Genomic DNA, 23,752 nt, shown 5'->3' on the forward strand with positions numbered 1-23,752 from the left:
TAGAAAACACCATCGAGTATAGTGAGTGAAATACGGCGCAACAAATTGAAATTTCTTATCAATACATTTATAAAGGTAATGTATACGATTTACTACATCAGGAATTCAAATCTTAATGAAGCAGCTATCGCTAGATAATTTGCGCACGTTTGTGAGTGTTATAGAGCTTGGCGGCTATGCCAAAGCGGGGGAATTTGTAGGCCGTTCTCAGCCTGCTATTAGTTTGCAAATAAAAAAACTAGAATCCCAGTTAGAGCGAAAGTTGTTTACCAAAGTAGGTCAACGACACTTACCTAGCGCCGATGGCAACTGGCTTTACCCTAAAGCCAAGGAATTACTAGAGCTTAACGACAACATATTTAAAAGCTTAATTCCTGCGCCGTTAAGTGGCCGTTTGCGTTTAGGTATTCCCAACGAATTTGCATCAACTTTACTGCCAGGGCTTATTGGTGAATTTTCAAAGCGCTACCCTGATGTGTCGCTAGAGGTAACATCATCACTTAGCCGCGATTTACTGCACCCCAGCCAGCGCGATCATTTCGATTTAATTTTAGCGCTGGTAAATCCTAGTGAAGATACCGAAGGGGAAGTGGTACTTGAAGATGAAGTAGTATGGGTAGGTGATGCCACCCGCCCTTTTGTAGGCGACAGTATTCCATTGGTGCTGGCCCCTGATGGCTGCATGTACCGAAGTCGGGTAATAGAGCAATTAAAACAGCAAACCTTTGCGTGGAAAATTACCTATACCAACGCCGATTTAGGCGGCTTGGTGGCGGCTATTCAACAAGGCTTAGGCATTACCGCCCTTGCCCGCTCTAGTTTGCCGCAAAACTTATCACCCCTTAACCACCCTAAACTCCCTAAACTAGGCAGAGTAAATATTTGCCTATTCAACCAAGACACCCAACACCCGGTTATTAGTAAAACGTTGGCGGAGTTTATAACCTCGCGACTAAAAGACAGTGCATAAGCGCTAACGCTATACGCCGCGGCTTTCATACTTTTGAAAACCGCAGATATTGGCGTTTAAAAGCCGACGTACTGTTAGGTATTAGCTACGAGATAGCTACTAGATAACTGCTGAATACCAAGCTACATGTCAGAAATTAGCCCACCGTCACCTTGCTTTACGCACTTAAAGGCACTAATTTACCCAAGGGTTTCTCAATATTTTCTGGTGGCTCGGTAAAGTAAACTGGCGCTTTGTCTGTCATGTATAGGCAATCTTCTAAGCGAACGCCAAATTTTCCGGGTATGTACAAGCCGGGTTCGTTCGAAAAGCACATGCCTTTATTTAGTGGTGTAGTTTCGCCACGCACAAAGTTCACACTTTCGTGGCCTTCCATGCCAATACCATGGCCGGTACGGTGGCTTAAGCCAGGCAACGCGTAGTCTTTGTCGTAGCCTTGGGTAACATAATATTTGCGAACCGCATCATCTACTTTGCCTGCTGGCGTACCAATTTTAGCCGCAGAAAACGCTACGTTTTGGCCTTCACGCACGGTATTCCAAACATCTACCACCTGCTGTGATGCTTTACCAAATACCAATGTACGGCTAATGTCCGACTGATACCCATGTACGCTACAGCCGCTGTCTAACAATATTACCGAGCCTTCACTAATGGTTTGTTTGGCATTGGTGCCGTGCGGGTACGCACTGGCGTCGTTGAACAATGCTAAGCACCATGCGCCGCTACCGCCCAATTGTTGCTGTGCGCTATTCATTAAACTTTTCACTTGGGCTTGGCTCATACCAATTTCAAGCTTGCTGAATACATACTCGTAAGCACGAAGGGTAACTTCGTTGGCTTTATGCATAAGGGTAAGTTCAGCCGCCGTTTTATACATTCTACAGCCTCGGGTAACCGGCTCGGCGGCCACAATATTCATGCTTGGCAGTGCCTTGGTTACGCCTGTTACCACAAAATAGCGAACGCTGCTTTCAAAGCCAATATTGCCTTTTTCTATTCCGCGAGATTTTAATATGTTGGCGACCACATCGAACGGGCTTTCGTGTTCTTGCCATACACTTACGTCGTCGCCCACTTTTAAACTTTCTAACACACTGGGTTGTTCAAAGAAGGGAGTAACCACGGCTACCTCACCTTTTTGCGGAATAACTAATGCGGTTAATCGCTCGCTGCGCCACCACTGAATACCCGAGAAATAATCCATGGCCGCGCCCGGCTCTATGATCATGGCCGCCATATTATGCTGCGCCATTAACGACTGCGCTTTTTTAATACGCGCTTCGCGCTCGGCATTGGTAATGGGCGAAACACCAGAAGTAATAGGTTGTAACGATAATGAACTGTTTTTAGCGCTGGCTGCTTCATTAGCAGCGGCTAGACTGGTTAGTGGCGTTAACGCCAAAGGGGCTAATGCTGCCGCGCCTGAAAGCTTAAGAAAATCACGTTTTTTCATTATCATTCCTTTAGTAATAATAGTGGTGAAGGCTTTGCCTACGCCCACATAACAAGTACTGCGGCAATCGCAATTAAGAACAAGCCTGCTATTTCCTGAACAGTCACTTTATGTTTAAGCCAATAGTGCGCTAACAATAAGGTTAATAGCACTTCTAGTTGCCCCAGTGTTTTCACTAAGGCCACATGTTGAAGTGCCATCGCTGTAAACCAGCATATAGAGCCTAAACAGCTTACCGTGCTGATAACCAACGTATGGGTGAATCGTTCAAACAGCTGCCTAAAAACATTCGGATTGGTAAATAATATATATGCACTTAACCCCATTGCTTGCGTACATAGCACCCATAAAAGTACCCAAGCGGCGCCGTGCACAAATGGCATAGCAAGCATATGGCTAGCCTCTCTTACGAACAACGACGTAAGCGCAAAGCACGTACCGCAAGCTATACCTATTACTAGGGTTTTTAAGCTTAAGCCTTTTGCCCTATTCCCGCTGCTTAATACAAATACAGCCACAGCTCCTACGGCAATACCTATCCAGCCAAGCACGGTTAAATAGCTACCAAAGAAAAGCATACCCAACACAGCGGCTACCAGCGCTTCGCTTTTGGCTAGCCCGGCTCCTATGGCAAAATTCTTTTGTTTAAATAGCATAACCATGAATGCCGTGGCAGCTATTTGCAGCACCGAAGCCAGCAACACCATGATAATAAAATGGTGGCTAAAACTAGGTATCTGCTTTGGCGATGTAGTATGCAGCGCCACCACGTAAATAAGCGCTATAGGCGGCGCGAATAAAAACCGAGAAAGGGTAACGCCCACGGTATCTACGTGGGTGCTAAGTTTGCTTTGCAGGGCATTACGAACAGTTTGTAAGACTACCGCGCCTAGGGTGTAAAATACCCAGTTCATCGATATAGATTCGCTTTTTGTTGCTAACTTCGTGTTACAGGCGGCACCCGATATACGTGTGCATGTCACATACCGAGCTACTTACCGAGCTAGCGCTTATTGCAATGCATCTAATGCTTTGGGCGCGGCGGTATCCAGCGCACGCTTTTTCTTAAAATCAGAATCGCGCTTCCAAACCGGCCATTGCTCGCCGTTTGCTAAATTAGACATCATAGTGCCAATTAAGGCTAAGTCTTGCTGTACGCCGCCCAATGTCCAGCTTGGTAGGTAATCATCGTCGGCCTTGTGATAGCGGTTAGCTATAAAATTAGGGTCGGTATCGCCTAAGCTCATAAACAATAATGAAGGCACACCTTGGCGAGCAAGCGCGAAATGATCAGAGCGAAAGAACAACCCATTTTGTGGGCGCGGATCAAGCTTAACCGAGCGCCCTTGCGCTGCGGCAGTAGCACTTAAATCATCTTCAAGTGAAGAGTACCCTTCGCCATACTGCAAAATGTAATCTACCGCGTTATTTACGTTCATACCGTCTATATTTAAAAACGCCACCATATTAGCGGTTGGAATAGGCGGGTTTTTGGCAAAGTGATCGGCGCCCAGTAAGCCGGTTTCTTCGGCAGTAAACGCACTAAACATTAAGGTACGTTCAAACGGTGTTTGCTTGCTTTGCGCTACCAAGGTATTGGCTAGGGTTAGCACTCCGGCCACGCCCGAGGCATTATCTACTGCGCCATTGTAAATCACGGTTTTGCCGTTTTTCTCACTTTTCCCTAAGTGATCCCAATGAGCATGCAACATTACCCACTCGTCTGCGGCCGATGCGCCGGGCAAAATGGCTGCTACATTTTGCGACTGGGCATGGGTGATGGTATTTGAAAAGGTCAACGAGGCTTTTACATTCATAGGAATAGGTTTGAACCCAGGCGTTGATGCTTGTTCTTTAAGTGCGGCGTAATCTAGCCCAGCTTGTTCGAACACCGTACGTGCCGTATTAAGATGTAACCACCCCATCACGCCAACTTGAGATAAGTTTTTGTTTTTATCCACTAAGGTGAATTTAGTATTTGAGTTCGAGTTTTCAACCACGCCCCAGCCATAACCAGCAGGCATGGTTTCGTGAACAATAAATACGGCTTCTGCGCCTTGGCGGGCGGCTTCTTCGTACTTGTAAGTCCAGCGGCCATAGTAGGTCATGGCATTGCCTTGAAATAAATTCGGGTCTTTTGAAGCAAAACCTGGGTCGTTTACTAACATGACCACCGTTTTGCCTTTCACATCTAACCCGGCGTAGTCATTCCAATTATATTCAGGCGCATTAATACCGTAGCCCACAAAAATGACATCGCTATTTTTTAATGTGATGTCTTTCACAATTCGTTGAGTTCTAGCGGTGAATGCACTGCCACCAGCAAAGGTGTGCTGGCCTAAGGTTAAGGCCATATCACTTGAAGGGGTAATTTTTGCCAAGGGCACAGGCTGGGTGTAGCTATCGCCAAAAGCCGGTTTTAAACCAAGAGCTTTGTAGGCTTCCACTAAATAATTAACGGTAAGGGTTTCGCCTACTGACAAGGGCCCGCGGCCTTCAAACTTGTCGCTTGCTAATGTACTAACGTGAGTACGGTATAAGTCTAAGTCGCTGTCGGTGATGGTAAGCGTTGAAGGCGTATCTGCCTGCGCTAACGCGGGTAGCGCTACACTGGCTGATCCTATACTGGCTAGCGCCAATAAGGCAAAAGCCATTAGCCCAGACTTACCCGTGGTAAGTGAAGAGGTGCGAACAGTAAACGAAGAAGTAAAACAAACTTTCTGGATAAATTGACGAATTATCATTAATTTAGGCGCTTGTATAAAACAGATACCTTAAGAGTATCGTTATACAGCGCCTAGCTCAATCGTTGGTATGCATTTGGGCGTATTTGGCTGCTTTTGTATGCGGCTTGAATGTGGCTGAGAACGTGATTGAATGTGTTTAAAGCCCCATTGCGTGGCTGACAAATGCCTGTTTAACCGCGCTAAGTTTATCGGTAGCGGCTAAGCCTACACCTCTAATTAGCTTTTTAAGCGGGTCGTCGCCATCGAATAAAAATTTAAACCCGTCCATCGCGGCAATCATCTTCATTGCCTCGGTTTTACGCGCTCGCTCGTAAGGGCGCAGGTAACGAAGCTGGCCTACGTCTTTTTGTTCCTCTAACAAGGTGCCGAGTAATGCAGCCAAGGCTAATGCGTCTTGCATACCTAAGTTGGCCCCCTGCCCCGCCAAGGGATGAATTGTGTGGGCAGCATCACCCACCAGCACTATGCCGTCTTTAGCCCATTCTCGGGCATAACGCATCGTTAGCGGAAATGCGGCTCTAGAGGTTTCAAGCGATACTGGGCCTAATGCATTGTTGCTTGCCGCTACTAGCGCATTACAAAATTCGCTATCGGAATACCCTTGTAAGGCTTTAGCGGCATCTGGGGTTTGCGACCATACAATAGAACATACATTGGGGTCGCGCATGGGCAATAACGCCAAAGGCCCTGTTGGCGTGAATGCTTGGCGCGCTACGTTTTCATGAGGTTGCTGGGTACGAATGTTTGCAACAATGGCGGTGTGTTCGTAATCGCGAAACGTAATAGGAAAGTTCGCTTGTTTGCGCACGAAGGAATTAGCACCGTCGGCGCCCACTAATAATCTACACGACAGCGCATCGCCGTTTTCAAGCATTAGCATGTTTTGCTGAGGGCTACTTAAAACACGCTCTATGGTGGTATCAATTACCACAACGTTATCTTGCTTTAATACCGAATGGGCTAGGCCATTAACTAAAGCCTGATTTTCGATAATAACGCCCAAGGTATCGCTTTCTAGTTCACCTCCAGTATCTTTACCAGCAAAGTGAATATCACCAAAGCTGTCTTTATCCCACACGTACATAGCATTGTACGGGTTCGCTCTGCTTGCATCGATATGCTGCCAAACATCGGCATTTTTCAACGCGCTAATATTAGCCTGATTAATTGCGCTAACCCGTGCACCTGGCTTGTCGCCTAGTGGCTGGTCTATCAAGCCTTTATTTATAATAGCGATACGGCACGGCGCGTCTTTTAGCGCTGCGGCCAGGGTTAACCCTACTATTCCACCGCCTACAATGGCGATATCGACATGTTGCATATCGGCTCTCTTTTTTTCTGTTTTTTTGGGTTCTAGCTTCTTGGTTTTAGCTTCTTGGTGCTAGGCTTTTAACTAGCTTTTTCCCGCTAGCCCTATAGCTTAAACACTGCGCCCATATCCTGTGGTTTGCTGCACAAACGCACGCTTCGCACTTGGCATCACATTTAATGCAGTTAGCGCCATGTTTCTTGCTGCCACTAAGGGAAAATGACTATTCGAAAACGTACGTACTAACGTGTCGGTTAACGTAATAGTGGCGGTTCTGTCTTTATTGCGCTTGGCGGCGTAATCATTAAGTACGTTAAATTCCCCCGGATCGGTCACCCCTTTAAGCGTGTTCACCAAGGTAATAATATCGCGAAGTCCAAGGTTAAACCCCTGCCCTGCAATTGGGTGCAATGCTTGGGCCGCATTACCTACCACTACCGCACGATGGCTGGTAAGTGCATCGGTGTAACTTAATGCTAGTGGGTAGCTAGCCAGTTCACTGATGGCTGTAATTTGCCCTTGCCGGTAACCAAATTCTTGCTGTAACCGCCGAATAAACGCTTCAGGGCTAAGCTGAATAAGTGATTCCGCGTGCTCACGAGCGACCGTCCATACTACGGAAAACCCCTTTCCTTTCGCCACATGCCCATTAATTTCACTGTCGAAAGGCAAAAATGCAACGGGCCCGTTTTTGGTAAAACGCTCGTAAGCTTTGTTGTAATGAGGCTCGCTAGTATGGGCATTGAAGATAATAGCCACTTGCTGGTAATCGTCAGTGTGGCGGGTAAGCCCTACTTGTTGAGCAAGTGAAGAGCGACCACCATCGGCAATCACCAATAGTTTTGCATTAATAATGCTGCCGTTATTAAGCGTGACTGCAGTACTGTCGGTTTCGCGGGCTAAATGAGTAACCGTGGCGGGTGCAATGTGCTGATACTGCTTGCTTTGCGACATCACATTATGGGTAAGCGCACTTAGCGACACTACTTGCCCAAAGGTATTAATACCAAATTCACTGCTCGATAAATTCGTTAAGCCAATACCACCTTTATCGCTTACTTCAATATGTTCAATTTTGCCTTGATTTTGTTTTGCTAGCTCAGCTAGCCCTACGCCCATGGCATTTAACTCATTGACTGTTCGCCTAGCAAGGGCGATTACCCGCGTATCGGTTAACGGGTTAAAAGTGGCGCTTGCCTTGGAAGAACTGGTTGCATCGGCGGAACTGGTTTTATCAGAAAAGCTAGCTGCATTTGAGGGGCTGGCGGCATCTACCAAAGTCACCGAAAGGCCCGCTTGTTCAGATAGGCCTTTGGCCAACACGCAGCCTACTATGCCGCCACCTACAATCACTACGTCTTGCTGGCTCACGCTTTTGAACCTTCTTTTGTATTTTCTTTTTTACTTTCTTTATTAGCTGGCTGCATCAGGGCTTCGATGTCTTTCACCGTTTTAGGTACATCGGCGGTTAGAATATCTACGCCTGTTGCTGTCACCACAACATCATCTTCAATACGCACTCCAATGCCTTTGTATTGTTCAGGCACATCACTGTCGCTAGCAATATAAATACCCGGCTCTACGGTAAGCACCATGCCGGGTTTTAATAAGCGGTCTTGGCCGTTCAATTTGTAGTTACCTACATCATGCACATCTAAGCCTAAAAAGTGCCCTAGCCCGTGCATGTAAAACTGTCGCCATGCTTTTTGGTCAAGGTTTTCACCTACCGAGCCTTTTAACACGCCAAGGGCAACCAAGCCTTCGGTGATGACTTCAGCACTGTGAGTCATAGCGTCGGTTAGGGTAATACCTGGCCCAAGCATGCCCAATACACTTTCTTGTGCTTTTAACACTAGCTCATATATCTCGCGCTGGGGCTTAGTAAATTTACCATTTACGGGGAAAGTACGGGTAATGTCAGCGGCATAACCCTGAAATTCAGCGCCTGCGTCTATTAGTACTAAATCGCCGTCTTGGGTTTGCGATGAATTTTCGGTGTAATGCAAAATACAGGCATTTTCACCGCTACCCACAATTGTGCTGTAAGCCGGCGCGCGAGCACCTGCCATAGCGAACTCATGATGTAATTCCGCTTCCAGTTGATATTCGAAGCAGCCAGGTTTGGCATATTGCATAGCCCGCTTATGCGCGCGGGCGGTAATTTCTGCGGCGGCTTTCATCATGGCCACTTCACAGGCCGATTTAAACACCCGCATTTCATGCAAAATAGGGCGAACGTCGGTAATAGTTTTGGGCGCTAAGGCTTCTTTTGGTGCATTGCGCAAAGTAGCAACAGCGCTATTCACCTGTGCATCGGCTTCTTCATTTTCACCTAAGGCGAAATAAAGATGGTCTTGGCCTTGAAGTGATTCAAGCAAAGCATCACCTAGTTCAGATAGCTCAAAGGCTTCATCTAGGCTGAAGCGTGATAGTGCCGCTTCTGCGCCTAAACGTCTGCCTTGCCAAATTTCAGCGTCTTTATCTTTTGGTAAACACACCATGGCACGATAACTTTCACCATAACGTGGATGATTCGATAAAATTAACCAAGCGTCGGCTTCTTCGAACCCGGTTAAATACCAAAAGTCGCTGTTTTGTCTGAACAAGTATTCAGTATCTCGGCTTCGGGTCACTAAACCTGCTGCCGGAATAACACAGACACTATTAGGCAAACATTGCGCTAACAGTCTATCTTGACGAGCGATAAATTCTTGCGCACTAATCATCTCATTCGCCTTTCTTCATCAATATTATAAAACTCATGCATCTAATGACGATCATGCTATTCGAAAGATTACCCTTGCTTGTCATTTCACTCATGCCTTATGGAACAACGTTTTATTGCTTACGCGTTCCAACAAGCTTGAGATTATTTATTTAATGAACAGATGGCTTATCTTGCTGATCATCAAGCAAAGACTGCCCTAATTCGCTAAAGCACAAAATAGCGGATATCTTCACATATTCCATCACTTCAAATAAGGCGCGTTCCGACTCTTCATCGGCATCCATAGGTTCTTCCATACGGGCGATGTCAGCAAAATCTTCTAATGCTTCTTTTACATCGGCAGAACATTGCATTAAATCTTGCTGGTGTAAGCCAAATCCTAACATAAAGCCGTGCACCCAATTAATTAACGCTTCGCCTCTGTCATTGATAGGGGCTTGATCGTCAGGCAGCATTAACTGTAAGGCGAACTCAGGTTCAAGTAACTGCTGACACGTTTGATTAAACAATGTGTTTAACAGATAAGTGGTCGCATCGTTGAAGTTTTCACCTTGATTAATAGTGTCACTTAATGCAGAAAGCCACTTCTGATCGGTTAGCGACATTCCGCCACACAACATGCCACATAAAATACCGTGAACTTCGGCGCCATCTACCACTATGCCGTGTTGCGATAACTTGTTGCTAACGCTGTCGTAATCAAGCTGTTTTTCCACAAATAGGTTTCCTTTTTCGTTGAAACTTAATATTAGCAAAATAGCGCTATAAAACACACCATTGGTGATTTGGTCAGATGTTATTCAAGTAGTACTGGTCTTATGGGTTTTAACTGGCAACCTAGGATCAATTGCTCTATGATCGTCGTTACTGGATATGGAACTTCCTTTGCAGCAGATTAAGGTAAATGAGTAAAACAGACCTCACTTAAGCGAAGCAAATTTGAGCTTAAGTGAATAGCGTGTATAATTGCTGACCAACTGGTCAAGATTGGATTTATCGAATCTCATCAGTAATGGTTAAATTAGCTACGCAAATAATTCATTGGCGCTTTGGTGATCTACTTCACCCCACACCGCGTTTGATATACCCTGTTGCGTTATACAATAACAATGTTTCCTGGAATGTTCGCCAGTTCACTCTTGTCCCTGGCCGATGCTATTAAATTAGGAAGTTGAAACCATGGCTATTGTGCAAGCTCGGCTCGTATCGAGAAGCCTACGGCCATAGTGATGCTTCCGCCCTGAACTTTCGGTTCACGGGCGAACGATGAACAGCGGCATTTCGGGAGACGCCCTCTTTCGACGGAAGAAGAAATGGCAATAATAAATTTTGGCTCTATTAATATCGATCATGTTTATCAGGTAGATCACTTCGTTCAACCTGGTGAAACTCTTGCGTCTACTCACTACCAACAATTACTTGGTGGTAAAGGTGCGAACCAGTCAATTGCCCTAGCGCAAGCCGGTGCAGATGTTCGTCACGTAGGCAGCATTCATGAAAATGACGCAACGTTCAAACAAACGCTAATTAAAAAAGGCGTAGATTGTCGTGGTGTTAAATGCTCTGAAACCCCTTCAGGTCATGCCATTATTCAAGTAACGCCCAGTGGCGAAAATGCTATTGTGTTATTTGGTGGCGCAAACCAAACCATTACTGCCGATACCGTAAACAAAGCGTTGTTAGATACGTCGTCTTCCGATTGGGTACTTACCCAAAACGAAACCAGCAGTATTGCTGACGTACTTCGCTTGGCAAAAGAAAGTCAGCTTAAAGTTGCCTTTAACCCTGCACCTATGAGTGAGTCGGTTAAAGCCCTTCCTTTAGATTGTATCGATTTACTGATTGTAAACGAGACGGAAGCAGCAGCATTAACGGATAAAGAAGAATTAGACGATATTCTTACGGTATTTAAAGAGCAGTGGTCTCATTGCGAAGTTATCATTACACTAGGAAAAGCGGGTGTAATGATGTTAAGAGGAAACGATACCATAGAAGTGGAAGCGTTTTCTGTTGATGCAGTAGATACCACCGCCGCTGGCGATACTTTTATAGGTTACTTTTTATCTGCTTACAGTACTCACACTGATGCGAAACGTGCATTGATTAGAGGTTGTGCAGCTTCTGCTATTGCGGTTACCCGTGAGGGCGCTGCGCAGAGTATTCCTACGCAGAAAGAAGTTGACCGTTTTTTGGCAAAGCACACTAAATAAAAACGCACTAGAGTATTATTAATGGCACATAAGATAATTTTAGATACGGATCCTGGCATCGATGATGCGATGGCAATATTTTTTGCGTTTCAGTCTCCAGATATTGAAGTACTTGGTTTAACCACAGTTTACGGCAACGTACCTGTCACCATGGCGGCACAAAATGCCCTTACCCTTTGCGAAATTGCAGGTAAAGACATTCCAGTAACCAAAGGTGTTGGTATGCCTTGGGTAGGTCCTGAATCAACGTACGCGCATTTTGTACATGGTGATTATGGTTTTGGTCACATTAAACCAGAAGCGCCTAAAACCGAACTAGATCCTCGTAGTTCTGCTCAGTTTATTGTGGATATGGCCCGTAAATACCCTGGCGAAGTGACGCTTGTGGCTATTGGCCCATTAGGTAACTTAGCGCTAGCACTACGTTTAGAGCCAGAACTGCCTAAGCTAGTGAAAGGCGTTACCATCATGGGCGGCGCAGCCTTTGTACGTGGTAACGTAACGCCACTTGCCGAAGCTAATATTTGGAACGATGCCTACGCTGCCGAAATTGTATTTGGTGCAGAGTGGGACTTAACCATGTTCGGCTTAGACGTGACTAACGACACGCCGTTTTCTCCTTCTTTTGTTGAAACATTAGAAGAAAAGAATGCGAAGCTTGGTGGTTTTGTAAAAGACACTGCCCAGTTCTATATGGATTTCTATTCAGCCAATCGTGAAGATCGTGTTTGTTTCTTCCACGATGCATTCCCGCTTGCACATTTACGCCATCCTGAGTTATTCGAACTTACCGAAGGCCATGTGCGTGTTGGTACTGGCGAGCTAGATCGTGGTCAAACAGCAGTGGCCCCGAAGGGTACAACCCCTAGCCCACTGTGGAACAATGCGAACACCATTAAAGTGGCTACAAAAGTAGATCACGCTAAATTGGAACAATTGTTCATAGACACCTACGCTTTATAGATGTGAAAGGGGGCTGTTCTATGGTAGTCGGCCTCCTGCTTTCACATTTTAGTTGAGTTGAGGTAATGTGAAAGAATGATCCCTGCCAAGGTTCCAGCAAACGAAGAACAGCGTCTTAGAGAGCTATTAAGCTACGATGTACTTGATACGGACGCCGAACAACTCTTCGACGACTTAACTCAACTTGCTTCACAAATTTGTGACGCGCCCATTGCATTAATTAGCCTAGTTGACCCCGACAGACAATGGTTCAAATCTCGTGTAGGGATTGAAGCCACCGAAACCTCTCGTAATATCGCTTTTTGCTCACATGCTATTTTACAGCGTGAAGTGTTCGAAGTATCTAACGCAAAAGAAGATCCGCGCTTTCATGATAATCCGTTAGTGACGGGCGAGCCCAATATTCGATTCTACGCCGGCGCACCGCTATTAACGCCATCAGGGCATGCCATTGGCACGTTATGCGCAATAGACGATAAACCCAAAACCCTAACTAGTCTTCAACGCAATGCACTTAAGACATTAAGTGAATCAGTGGTTGCGCATTTGGAATTGAAACGTAAGAACAGAGAACTTGAGCGAACCAGCCAGTTTAAATCTGACTTTCTTTCATACATTAGCCATGAAATTAGAACGCCCCTAAATGCGATAAACACGTTCAGCAACTTGCTTGAAGGCGAAGCCAAGCAGCTTTCACTGCCCACTAACTTTACAGACTCGCTTGGGCATATAAGCAAAAGCGGTGAGCGCTTGCTTGAAATAGTGAACTCTGTGTTGGATATGAAGCAAATCGAAGCGGGTAAAATGCGCGTTATGCCCCGCCCTGTAGGCACTGCCGACTTTTTCACTCATTTATTCTCGTTAACCCGAATTCGCGCTGAAGACGGGAATGTTATTTTTAATTCAGCTATTGATGACAATGTTCCCCACTCTCTCAATTTTGACGACACTAAATTTGGCCAAGTAGCCCTAAACCTATTGTCGAACGCCATTAAATATACCCATGCCAACAAGCACGTTTCCATTCAAGTGAAGTACAAGCAAGGGAATTTGTTGCTGGCGATTAAAGATGAAGGCATTGGCATTAGTGAAGAGGAACAAAAGAAACTTTTCGCACCATTCGAGCGAATGGAGAACGCGCATCAATTTGATGGTACAGGCTTAGGCCTAAATATTACCAAGAAGCTGGTTGAGTTGATGGGGGGATCTATAAAACTTAGCAGTAAGCTAAACGAGGGTACTCGTGTAAGCGTAACCATTCCTGCTGAAGAAGTTAGTGCCAATACTATCGAGCACGACCCCGCGCTTTTACAGCCCCAAAAGCTAAATATTCCTACTGACTCTTACGTATTAGTAGTGGAAGATCATTATATTAATCAGATAGTGATAAAAACCATATTTGATAAACTTGGTTTGCCAATATCAGTTGTAGGTAGCGGTGAAGAAGGCGTAGAGTATGTAAAATCTAATCCGGTAGATTTAGTGTTGATGGACATCAACTTGCCGGGTATTGACGGAACAGAAGCCACTCGACAAATTAAGCAAATACGCGCAACACTGCCCGTAATCGCCTTAACCGCAGATGTTATCACGCAACGAGATTTGTTATTAAAAAATGGCTTAGACGACCTACTTACCAAGCCCGTTGAAAACGCAGAGCTTATTAGGGTACTTAATCACTATTTAGGAAAGTAAGACAAAGTGGAGCCACTGGAAGCCTGCTGTATGGAACGGAATACGTCACACATTATGCCCAAAAAAACATCACGAGCAACACTGCGAAAGGCATTAAGAGCATTGCGCAACGAATTACCTGAATCACAGCAGCAGCGCGCTGCTATCGCAGTACGCGACAACCTCATGTCATTGCCCGATATTACCAACGCATCATCTATTGCTTGTTACCTGCCTAACGACGGTGAAGTGGATTTACGCCCTTTTATGCATGCTTGCTGGAAGCTGAACAACGCATCTGCCCTTCATACTTCTTTGCCTGTGTTGCATCCGGTTTGCAAAGGTCACCTGCTTTTTCTTCGATATTCAGAGAAAACGCCAATGCGCGTGAACAAATACAACATTGAAGAGCCAATGTTAGCCTGCCCAGATGTTATTCCGACTTTTCATCATCAGGTGATACTTATGCCATTAGTAGGGTTCGATGCGAGTGGAAATCGTTTGGGCATGGGCGGTGGCTATTACGACCGCACGTTAGCTAGCATTCAAGCACAAATGATAAAGCCAAAACTCATTGGTATTGCCCACAATTGCCAGCAAGTAGACCAACTTCCCGTTCAGCAATGGGACATTCCTGTAAACGCTATTATCACCCCCACACAGCAGTTGAGCTTTAATCGTACATAACGCACCGTAAATTCCCCTATCACGGTGGGTTAGCTAGCGGTTTTCCGGTAAACTGATGAAAATTTAGTTAGGAGAGTCACTATGGATCAAAATGCAAAGAAGCAAGCAGTCGCTAAAGCAGCCATCGAATATGTTGAAAATGGCAGTATTGTTGGTGTAGGTACTGGCTCCACGGTTAATTTTTTCATTGAAGAACTCGGCAAAATTAAAAATAACATTGAAGGGGCAGTATCAAGCTCTGATGCCTCTACCAAGTTACTAGAAGCCCTAGGCATTGAAGTATTCGCACTAAACGATGTTAGCAATATTTCAGTGTATATCGACGGTGCTGATGAAGTTACCGAACACAAACACATGATTAAAGGCGGCGGTGCAGCCCTTACCCGCGAAAAAATTGTGGCCGGTGCATCAACCACATTCGTGTGTATTGTAGATGATAGCAAGCGCGTTCCCGTGCTTGGCAAATTCCCTCTTCCTGTTGAAGTTATTCCTATGGCGCGATCTTTTGTGGCTCGCGAGTTGGTAAAATTGGGCGGCGATCCTGAATACCGTCAAGGCGTAGTAACCGATAACGGCAACGTTATTTTAGACGTACATAACCTTGAAATCTTAAACCCAAGAGAGCTTGAACAGTCGATTAATAACATTCCTGGTGTAGTCACCAATGGCATATTCGCCCTACGTGGCGCAGACATCGTACTATCGGCCACCGAAACCGGTGTGGATACCTTTAAATAATAGCTTTAAATAATAGCTTTCAAGTTAAACTGATTTCTGTTAGATTTCCGTTTAGACGTCTAGATGGCCTTTCGAGAGTTTGAGGCTAGTACTAGTCGGATGTACCTTCATCGTTACACGTTGATGTAAATTGCGGATACGATGAAGCTGCTCACGTCGAAGAATGTATAACGCGGGGCAGATGGGAGGGAGTAAGGTCGGAACAAACCCTCCACCGCATGGATGCGGTGGCGGAGCGCCCATGGATGGGTTTACCGCGTGTTTGTGTAGGCCTTCTCCCTCCCAGCTGCCGCCCAAACAGCGTACTTATTAAGTTTTACTACAGCGAGAGATAGCAAATCCATGAGCAAAGTTTCACTAGAGAAGGATAAGATCCGGATATTGTTGTTAGAGGGTGTGCATCAAAGTGCACTAGAAACCTTTAAGAATAATGGATACACCAATATTGAGTATCTCAAAACGTCCCTTCCTGAAGAAGAGCTTGTTGAGAAAGTGAAAGATGCGCACTTTATTGGCCTTCGTTCACGTACTCAAATTACTGAGAAGGTAGTAGATGCTGCTCAGAAATTGGTAGCTATTGGTTGTTTCTGTATTGGTACTAACCAAGTTAATTTAGAAGCAACGCAACGCCGTGGTATTCCGGTATTTAACGCACCGTTTTCAAATACCCGTTCAGTGGCAGAGCTTGTACTTGGTCAGCTTATTCTTTTACTACGCCAAGTGCCTAGCAAAAGCGCCAAAGCTCACCGCGGTGAGTGGGAAAAAACGGCCAATGGTTCGTTTGAAGCCCGTGGTAAAACATTAGGTATTATTGGTTACGGCCACATTGGTACCCAGCTTAGTATTCTTGCCGAACACTTAGGCATGCGCGTACAGTTCTTCGATATTGAAGATAAACTGGTATTAGGTAACTCAACGCAAGTTAAGTCGTTAGAGAAGCTGTTGAACACCTCTGACGTGGTATCGCTTCATGTGCCTGAAACTCAGCAAACGCAAAACATGTTTGCAGCTGAGCAGTTTGCGCAAATGAAGAGAGGCAGCATTTTTATAAATGCGTCTCGCGGAACGGTTGTAGATATTGACGCTCTAGCCGATGCGCTTGAAAGCGGGCAGTTAAATGGCGCAGCTATTGATGTATTCCCTGTTGAGCCTAAGTCGAATAACGAAGAATTCCAATCGCCTTTACGTAAGTTTGATAATGTTATCCTTACGCCGCATGTAGGTGGTAGTACTCAAGAAGCGCAAGAAAACATTGGTATAGAAGTAGCCGGTAAATTGGCGAAGTACAGTGATAATGGTTCTACCTTATCTGCAGTTAACTTCCCTGAAGTATCATTGCCAGAGCACATTAGCCGCTCTCGTTTACTTCACGTGCATAAAAACCAGCCGGGTATTCTTACTCAAATTAACCAAGCGTTTGCAGAGAAAGGCATCAACATTGAAGCCCAGTACCTTCAAACTAACGCAGAAATTGGTTATGTAGTGGTAGATGTTCAGCAAGACCGAGCCTATGACGCGCTTGCACAACTCCAGCAGATTGACGGTACGATTAAGACCCGTATTCTTCACTAATGCTATGCATGACGGTTGTCAGATGCCGTCATGCGCTTTAAAGACATAAAAAAACGCTGCCAATTGGCAGCGTTTTTTGTTTCTACTATCGTCAATACGATTTTAGAAGAAGTTGTAAACTAGCGTTACTGCAGTTTCAGTATCAAGCTTTTCAACGTCATCAGATACGTTAGAGTTGTGGTCTAGCTTGAATGACACCTTCATAGAAAGGTTACCGCTAATAGTAGCCGTAAGTGCCGATTCAGCACGAGATTTCGTGTTGTCAGAACCCACTTCCGTACTCACTGTTTGAGTGAATCTAGCTGTGTCTGAAATTTTCCAAGAGTAAGCACTTGAAGCACGAACAATCATACTGTTCTGCTCTTCGCCTTCTTGCGTTTCAGCAAACGAGTAACCAGGACCGATTGAGTACTCTAAAGTGTGACGATTATTTTCAAGTACTTTTTGGTTCCAACCCACAGCAAGTGTTGATTGATAGTCGAAGTTACTTAAACGGTCATCTTCATACGATGCGAAACCAAACAAACGATAATCAGGGTTGTCTAACTTGTAGTTACCCTGTGCAGAGCCGTAAAATTTTTGCGCAGATGTGTATTCTTCTTCGGTACCATCGTCGTTATCTACCGTTTCTTTCTTGTATAGACCTTCAAGAATGTAGTCGTTGCTCCACTGCTCTAACTCTTGGTGAGCAGTAATACCGGCACTAATTGACGATGTTTCAGTGTTACCTGTTGTAGCGATAATACCTAGCTCACCTTCCATAGTGAAAGGTTTAACGTCATCTTGAGCAAAAGTAACAGAAGAGAAAGACAAGGCCAAAAGTGATGCGATAAGCTGTTTTTTCATTAGCAATCCTAGTAGTGTTTTATCCTTTTGCCATGCTGTGAATACCCAACGTAAGCGCTAGCCAGCATAGCCTGAAAAATCTGCGCCAATAGTACCTACCTAAATTTACGAGTCAATGAGGGCAGTACAAAAAGCGAGCAATAAAACGTAAAATTTACACTTATTGATAAGCTTTAAGCCTGATTGTTAGAAGAATTGATAAACCAAGGCCACTGATGTCTCGGTACTTAACCCATCTACATCTTCGGTAGTATCAGTTTCATGATTTAAAATAAACGACAGCTTCATGGCTAAAGAGCCAAACACATTGGCTGACAAAGACGTCTCAGAACGAGATTTAGTATTTTCATCACCCGCTTCAGTGCTAACAAATTGTCGAAGGTTAGCACCAGAAGCCCAGTGATATTTGTATTCAGCAGATGCCCTTACAATTACACCGTTATTGATATCTTCATCTAACGGTTCTTCAAGCTCGACAAAAGCGTAACCCGGCCCAACACTGTAACGAAACTCACTGACTTCGTCTCGCCAGAGACGCTGCGACCAACCCGCGGCCAATGAAGCACGATGCTCATACCCGCTAAAAGAATCATCTTCATAATCGCCGTACATGAACAAGCGTCGACCAGGCTGGTTTAATTTGTAATCGAACTGAGCACTGCCATAGAAGCGTTTGGCCGATAATTCGCGACCAGAGCCATCGGTGTTACTTTCTTGATAAAGCATTTCTGCAAAGTACAGACTGCTCCAATTTTCAGTTTCATGATCGGCGTTAATACCCGCTTTAATGCTCGCTGCAGACGTATTCCCAGTATTTGAAAGTATACCTAACTCACCGTTCAGCGAAAATCTAGGCACTTCGTCGTCGGTGTCTGGCGTAAAATCGGCGTGATAAAGCGTTTGAATTAAATCGCGATCTGCCGCGAAGACGGCAGTGCTTATACTGAGTAGACAGCATACTGCACAAAATAATTTGGTTAGATTAAGCATAATTTCTAGTAATTTTTTATAGGTTCGGTGTTGTTATGCCATAGCCATTTAACACCCTATTATGCCCATCCGTGGGTATTACGTAAGCTATGTGTTTTTACCGCTTAGCTTTTTACCGCTTAGTTGTACAATCGAGCGCTTGCTGAACGGTTTCTAAATTCATATTTAACAACCGTCAAGCTGCTTTGCGTCATACAAAGCCCAAAGCTGCCTTCCATTGTTTTACCTCACTGCCGATAAATCAATGTATAAGCATGGAAATCTTTGCTGTTTCTCTATCGGCGAACTCTATGGCATTTGCCACGTCATCTAGGTTTACACCACTATTATTGGCTATGTCTTCTAAAAAAAGTTCAATGTCAGCATCAGTTTTTTTATTTTGCTGCATGGAAGTGACCCTTGACGCTAATGCCAGTAGCGCAATATCGCTATCTGAAGCCTGCCTCGACACATCATTAGCGTGCATAACCGGATAATAGAGCACAAGAGGAAGCTTCCAATTTTCTAATATGGTACCGCTACAGTTAGAAAAGGTAAAACCAAAATGGTGAATTTGTCTTGCCCCTAGCAACATATCACTATCTTGCTCAATGTAATTTTTGTAAAGCTCGGGCGAGCGTTTAGCTATCACCAATTCACTGAGGTTTTGCAATATACCCATCACGAAGAAACGCTCGCTACCACGTATATTACTGGCCTTGGCCAATTGCTTCGCCACCATTCCACAATACACCGAATCGAACCAATATTTATCAAGATTAATAAGCTGGGTATCAAAGTATTTAAACGCAGTGTTGGCAGTTTCCGCAATCACCAAATTATACAAAGCTTCACCACCAATAATGTTGATGGCTTTTGAAACAGACTCTACCTGTGATGGAAACCGGAATAATGAACTGTTTGCCAATCGCAGCACCTTGGCGGTTAATGACGCATCCAAACTAATTAAATCGCCAAGGTCGCTTGCACTTGAACGCGGGTTATCTAATACCGAGCGGATACGTATACATATATCTGGCAAGGTAAATGACTTTGTAGCAAACGACACATATTTATTTAAGGACATGCAAAGGTTCCACTTTTAGCTATTGCATGAGGGTGTATAAAAATAAAAACTACACCACTTATGCTTTATCAATTTTCTCGGGAGGCGTATCAAACATAGAAATTTGACTAGGCTCTCGGACTTCTTTTGTTGCTTCATTTTGACGACGGGCTCTGCTTAAGGCCGATTTTTTACGGCGCTGACATGCCACTATGACTTTTCGGCGAGTTCCGTCGTCAATCTTGAGCCAATACAATCGCTCTTCTCGGCTGCGGTAGCATCCTTTGCAATACCCTCGCGGTCCAGACTCACAAACACCAATACAGGGGCTTGGAATTTCAAAGAACTCCAGTTGCTGTGCTGGTGGCTTTTGGTCTGTCATGTTTACCTGTATGCGTTTGCTAAAACGCGTTGCGTTAAATTAAAAACACCTTTTTAATGCCACTAATATATTGTTACTGGCCACGTAAACTAAGATAGCTTTTACATTACTCCAGTATATTTTGGGCAAACTCACCAAAATAGCAACTCTGTAATAATACATGAGTATTAATCTACCAGTGTATAGTCAATAGTCGAAACTACCCGTACCTGCTTAATATGGGGGTGATGATGGTCTCTACTAGAGATAGAAAACCGTCCCTGATTAGCCCGTTTTATTTTCCCTAAGGTACTTTTTGAGTCTTGCGCGAATTTTTCAGCCACTTCTCTGGCGTTAACTGTGGCTTCCTCAATCATTGCTGGCTTCACTTCATTTAAGCGCGTAAATACATAATCGGGCTGTGCTTGATAGTGTTGATTGGTTAGCACAACACCAGACTTTAATAAGCTACCTATCTGGCTCATGACCAAGCGTACCTTTTCAACCTCGTTTGAAAACACCGTAATGGTTTGCACTGCGGTGTAACGAAATGGCGCTTTTTCTGTTCCTCCATACTGCTGGGCTAGCTTGTCGGTAATATCTGGCTTACCAATGGTAATTCCGTCTTCGGCAATGCCGTTACTCTGTAAGAATTCAGACACTTTCATGCTGTTAGCTTCAATGTGATTGTATAGCGCGGGTAAATCATTGCCCGCATCAACAAATTGAATAGGCCAAATCACGCGATCAGCTAAGTATTCTCGTTCTGATAAACCTTTAACGGTAACTACCCTGTCCCACGTTTGCATGTCGTTTAATGCTGATGATACCTGTAGCCCTAATATGCCAAGCGCACTCACCATTCCTATTGCCACTACCACTGCTGCACCTGTTTTCATTGCTCTGGTTTCCATTTTTATTGTTGGTAGTACTAGCGTAAGTTCTATAAGGGGCGGTATTAGGTACTGAAATGGCTGAAAAGATTGAGACTTAACGATACATAATGACCAATTGTGGCCGAAAAGAGGTGGGAGAAATGGTAGAAATTAGCGTTTATTCCCCTCTATTATCATTTTGCGAGCTCTTGCATCCGAATTTCGAATCATGTCATCAATTAATGCTGTTTCAGGCATGTTCTTCCAGTATTTTTTGGGCATCGAGCTTAACATCGCATTCTTTTTGATACGGGCGGGATTAAATATATTAGCGTAGTAAGTGAGCCAATATTTTTCGATACGGTCTTCATTAGGAAACACACTCGGATCGGGATTATCTTCTAAAACTAGCTTTTCAGTATCCCAATGAGCAGCCCGATAAGGCGTTAATATAGACCACCGCATATTCTTAAAGCGAGTTTGGAAGAAGTCGAGTTTAATCTCTAAGCTAAAATGTTCCGGTTCATACCAAGCGATAAAGTGCTCTTGTCCGTCAAGCGTAACTTCTCGAAATCTCAAAAAAGCACTTATTTTATATGCATCGCGCTTTACCGCTTTGGCTAACGTAGTAAGTTGCATGATATCTTCATCAGTTTTTAACTGAATAAGGTTTTTGTTTTCGAAAATAACCCGCCATAACACCCGATAACACAATGCGAATCGGCTCGCATCTTGATGACACAGCGCATACTTAAGAATCATTAAGACTGACTTGGGAATAGTGTGTTTCGTATTTGGCCTGCTGGTTACTACGGCTGGTTCCCCGCCGCCAAACAGGTCGTCTTGTATAGACTCTGAAGTTTGCCAGATAATATTTTCAGGGGGGATAGCTTGCGCCAAACATTCTCTTGCTGCTATGCGCCACTCATCGTACCCAGGCACCGAAGTGATTGTGATTGTTTTCATCTTACTGCTAATCCTACTTCAGCTAGGCGCCGAATAACTCAAACTGCTTCGGCGGTTTGAACTGTAACTCAAAATTATTACTATCGAGTAAGTGAATAGCAGGTGAGTAATCACTCACGCTAATGAAAGGTTTCAGCTTTTGTAGTGGCAGACGCATTTTAGTGAGATCCATCCAGCTAAGCTTTGTATAACGACGAATCGCTAGAATTTTTTGTACGGTGCGTGCACCAAGACCTGGCACTCTTAACAACATGAGTTTGTCGGCTTTATTTAAATCAATGGGAAACACATGACGATTGCGCAATGCCCACGCAAGTTTAGGGTCGTGGTCCATATCAAGCATGTCATCGTGCACGATTTCGTCAAGCGTAAATCCGTAGAAACGCAGTAGCCAATCAGCTTGATAAAGACGATGCTCTCGCACTAAAGGCGCAGGCTTCAACGGCAAGACTTCTGATGCATCGGGTATTGGCGAGAATGCAGAGTAATAAACTCGGCGCAGCTTTTGTTGGCTATAAAGTTGAACACTCGCTCCCAAGATGGTTTTATCATTTGAGCCATCGGCCCCTATAATCATTTGCGTGGACTGTCCGCCAGGGGCAAAGCGAGGAGGACGTTTGCCTGTATGCGTCTTATCTACTTTATGCTCAGTTATTTTGTCTTTCAGGGTATTCATCGCACTATGAATAGCGCCGAGATCTTTTTCGGGCGCATATTGATTTAATGAAGGCTGGGTGGGCATTTCTACATTAATGCTTAACCTGTCAGCATATAAGCCAGCTTCAGCCTGAAGTTCAGGCGATGCATTGGGGATTGTTTTAAGGTGAATATACCCCTTAAACCCGTGTTCAACACGTAAGGATTTGGCAATACGCACCATGCTTTCCATTGTCAGGTCTGGCGAACCGACAATGCCTGAACTAAGAAACAAACCTTCGATATAGTTACGCTTATAAAAATTCAGGGTTAGCTCTACCGTTTCTTTGACCGTGAAACGGGCACGTTGAACGCTACTTGATACTCTATTGATGCAATAGTGACAATCGTAAATACAGTAGTTTGTCATGAGTATCTTCAGTAAAGAGACACACCGCCCATCAGGAGTAAAACTGTGGCATATACCCGTTCCGCCAGTAAGAGAACCAATGCCAGTTTTATCAGTTTTACCCGCCTTTCGCTTACCTGCCGTACCGCTTGCACAGGAAGCGTCATACTTGGCTGCATCTGAGAGAATTTCGAGTTTTTGAATCAGTTTGTCATGCATTGCAGGTAATTACTTTCTTTTAGCAAATACACAACGTCAGTGAATTCAGTATTAAATTATGAAAAAAGACGTGTGCATTGCTATTTCGTTTTCAGAATATAAAAAGCGTTATAGCATGTATAAATATACAGTACAAATGCATTTTGCTATCAAAAAGCAAAGCGTAAAAAGTTTGATCCAATGCGCCTTTCACTCACCTCCTCTCACCTACCCCTTCTAGCCCAACGCCTCTCCCAATCCATCTGGCCCAACACCTCTCCCCGATGCCAATCATAAAAAAAGGCCACTTAAATTAAGTGGCCTAAAGTGCCTCCAAAGTACGAGGAGGAGGCAACGCTTGGGTAAACGGGA

The 23,752-nt window shown here is 44.5% G+C and carries 21 protein-coding genes and 1 other RNA gene; 8 read left to right on the forward strand and 14 right to left on the reverse strand.

The features are described from left to right. The first annotated feature begins 115 nt into the window (after nt 1-115). Complete coding sequence (locus tag ALT761_RS15285) at nt 116-970, forward strand: LysR substrate-binding domain-containing protein (RefSeq protein WP_129739835.1); 855 nt, start codon at nt 116-118, stop codon at nt 968-970. Nucleotides 971-1,127: 157 nt separating this feature from the next. Here ALT761_RS15285 and ALT761_RS15290 read toward each other — a convergent pair whose 3' ends face one another. The 7 genes from ALT761_RS15290 to ALT761_RS15320 form a co-directional block, all read right to left on the reverse strand. Further along, nucleotides 1,128-2,426: a M24 family metallopeptidase gene (locus ALT761_RS15290; protein ID WP_129739836.1), complete on the reverse strand. Its 1,299-nt coding sequence runs from the start codon at nt 2,424-2,426 to the stop codon at nt 1,128-1,130. Between the two features lie 38 nt (nt 2,427-2,464). After that, entirely contained in the window at nt 2,465-3,340 is an 876-nt protein-coding gene (locus tag ALT761_RS15295) for a DMT family transporter (RefSeq protein ID WP_129739837.1), read from the reverse strand. A 96-nt stretch (nt 3,341-3,436) separates the two neighbouring features. After that, complete coding sequence (locus tag ALT761_RS15300; RefSeq protein ID WP_172602943.1) at nt 3,437-5,080, reverse strand: M28 family metallopeptidase; 1,644 nt, start codon at nt 5,078-5,080, stop codon at nt 3,437-3,439. A gap of 229 nt (nt 5,081-5,309) precedes the next feature. Next, nucleotides 5,310-6,494, reverse strand: coding sequence for an FAD-dependent monooxygenase (locus tag ALT761_RS15305; protein ID WP_129739838.1), 1,185 nt, complete (start codon nt 6,492-6,494; stop codon nt 5,310-5,312). A gap of 99 nt (nt 6,495-6,593) precedes the next feature. Then, nucleotides 6,594-7,853: an FAD-dependent oxidoreductase gene (locus ALT761_RS15310; protein ID WP_129739839.1), complete on the reverse strand. Its 1,260-nt coding sequence runs from the start codon at nt 7,851-7,853 to the stop codon at nt 6,594-6,596. Continuing rightward, nucleotides 7,850-9,208, reverse strand: coding sequence for a Xaa-Pro aminopeptidase (pepP, locus tag ALT761_RS15315; protein ID WP_129739840.1), 1,359 nt, complete (start codon nt 9,206-9,208; stop codon nt 7,850-7,852). Before pepP ends, ALT761_RS15310 begins: the two co-directional genes overlap by 4 nt. A gap of 151 nt (nt 9,209-9,359) precedes the next feature. Next, the gene (locus ALT761_RS15320; RefSeq protein WP_013782979.1) at nt 9,360-9,926 is read right to left on the reverse strand and encodes a UPF0149 family protein; all 567 of its coding nucleotides are present in this window, start codon (nt 9,924-9,926) and stop codon (nt 9,360-9,362) included. 394 nt (nt 9,927-10,320) lie between these two features. Here ALT761_RS15320 and ssrS point away from each other — a divergent pair. The 7 genes from ssrS to serA all read left to right on the forward strand — a co-directional run bounded on the left by ssrS (nt 10,321) and on the right by serA (nt 17,054). Then, a non-coding RNA gene (ssrS, locus tag ALT761_RS15325) (6S RNA) lies at nt 10,321-10,502 on the forward strand. Nucleotides 10,503-10,523: 21 nt separating this feature from the next. Next, nucleotides 10,524-11,420, forward strand: a complete 897-nt coding sequence (locus ALT761_RS15330) for a ribokinase (RefSeq protein WP_013782978.1) — start codon at nt 10,524-10,526, stop codon at nt 11,418-11,420. 21 nt (nt 11,421-11,441) lie between these two features. Further along, nucleotides 11,442-12,383 (forward strand): nucleoside hydrolase, encoded by a 942-nt coding sequence (locus ALT761_RS15335; protein ID WP_129739841.1) that lies wholly within the window; start codon nt 11,442-11,444, stop codon nt 12,381-12,383. A 75-nt stretch (nt 12,384-12,458) separates the two neighbouring features. After that, nucleotides 12,459-14,078: a GAF domain-containing hybrid sensor histidine kinase/response regulator gene (locus ALT761_RS15340; RefSeq protein WP_129739842.1), complete on the forward strand. Its 1,620-nt coding sequence runs from the start codon at nt 12,459-12,461 to the stop codon at nt 14,076-14,078. A gap of 30 nt (nt 14,079-14,108) precedes the next feature. Continuing rightward, nucleotides 14,109-14,744 (forward strand): 5-formyltetrahydrofolate cyclo-ligase, encoded by a 636-nt coding sequence (locus tag ALT761_RS15345; protein ID WP_129739843.1) that lies wholly within the window; start codon nt 14,109-14,111, stop codon nt 14,742-14,744. 81 nt (nt 14,745-14,825) lie between these two features. Continuing rightward, on the forward strand, nt 14,826-15,482 hold the full coding sequence (gene rpiA, locus ALT761_RS15350; RefSeq protein WP_013782974.1) for a ribose-5-phosphate isomerase RpiA: 657 nt from the start codon (nt 14,826-14,828) through the stop codon (nt 15,480-15,482). Nucleotides 15,483-15,824: 342 nt separating this feature from the next. Next, nucleotides 15,825-17,054 (forward strand): phosphoglycerate dehydrogenase, encoded by a 1,230-nt coding sequence (gene serA / locus ALT761_RS15355; protein WP_129739844.1) that lies wholly within the window; start codon nt 15,825-15,827, stop codon nt 17,052-17,054. A 102-nt stretch (nt 17,055-17,156) separates the two neighbouring features. Here the strand turns inward: serA and ALT761_RS15360 are convergent, their stop codons facing one another. The 7 genes from ALT761_RS15360 to ALT761_RS15390 all read right to left on the reverse strand — a co-directional run bounded on the left by ALT761_RS15360 (nt 17,157) and on the right by ALT761_RS15390 (nt 23,401). Then, nucleotides 17,157-17,900, reverse strand: coding sequence for a DUF481 domain-containing protein (locus ALT761_RS15360; protein WP_129739845.1), 744 nt, complete (start codon nt 17,898-17,900; stop codon nt 17,157-17,159). A 186-nt stretch (nt 17,901-18,086) separates the two neighbouring features. After that, on the reverse strand, nt 18,087-18,890 hold the full coding sequence (locus tag ALT761_RS15365) for a DUF481 domain-containing protein (RefSeq protein ID WP_129739846.1): 804 nt from the start codon (nt 18,888-18,890) through the stop codon (nt 18,087-18,089). A 241-nt stretch (nt 18,891-19,131) separates the two neighbouring features. Beyond that, nucleotides 19,132-19,956 (reverse strand): HDOD domain-containing protein, encoded by an 825-nt coding sequence (locus tag ALT761_RS15370; RefSeq protein ID WP_129739847.1) that lies wholly within the window; start codon nt 19,954-19,956, stop codon nt 19,132-19,134. 58 nt (nt 19,957-20,014) lie between these two features. Beyond that, nucleotides 20,015-20,317 (reverse strand): DUF1289 domain-containing protein, encoded by a 303-nt coding sequence (locus tag ALT761_RS15375; RefSeq protein WP_129739848.1) that lies wholly within the window; start codon nt 20,315-20,317, stop codon nt 20,015-20,017. A 167-nt stretch (nt 20,318-20,484) separates the two neighbouring features. Next, nucleotides 20,485-21,195 carry an SIMPL domain-containing protein gene (locus tag ALT761_RS15380; protein ID WP_129739849.1) on the reverse strand — a complete coding sequence of 237 codons (711 nt, stop codon included), beginning with the start codon at nt 21,193-21,195 and terminating at the stop codon, nt 20,485-20,487. A gap of 147 nt (nt 21,196-21,342) precedes the next feature. Then, complete coding sequence (locus ALT761_RS15385; RefSeq protein WP_129739850.1) at nt 21,343-22,137, reverse strand: TIGR03915 family putative DNA repair protein; 795 nt, start codon at nt 22,135-22,137, stop codon at nt 21,343-21,345. Between the two features lie 22 nt (nt 22,138-22,159). Further along, complete coding sequence (locus tag ALT761_RS15390) at nt 22,160-23,401, reverse strand: putative DNA modification/repair radical SAM protein (protein ID WP_129739851.1); 1,242 nt, start codon at nt 23,399-23,401, stop codon at nt 22,160-22,162. Nucleotides 23,402-23,752: the final 351 nt, after the last annotated feature.

Source organism: Alteromonas sp. 76-1, from assembly GCF_900654235.1.
Classification (GTDB): domain Bacteria; phylum Pseudomonadota; class Gammaproteobacteria; order Enterobacterales; family Alteromonadaceae; genus Alteromonas; species Alteromonas naphthalenivorans.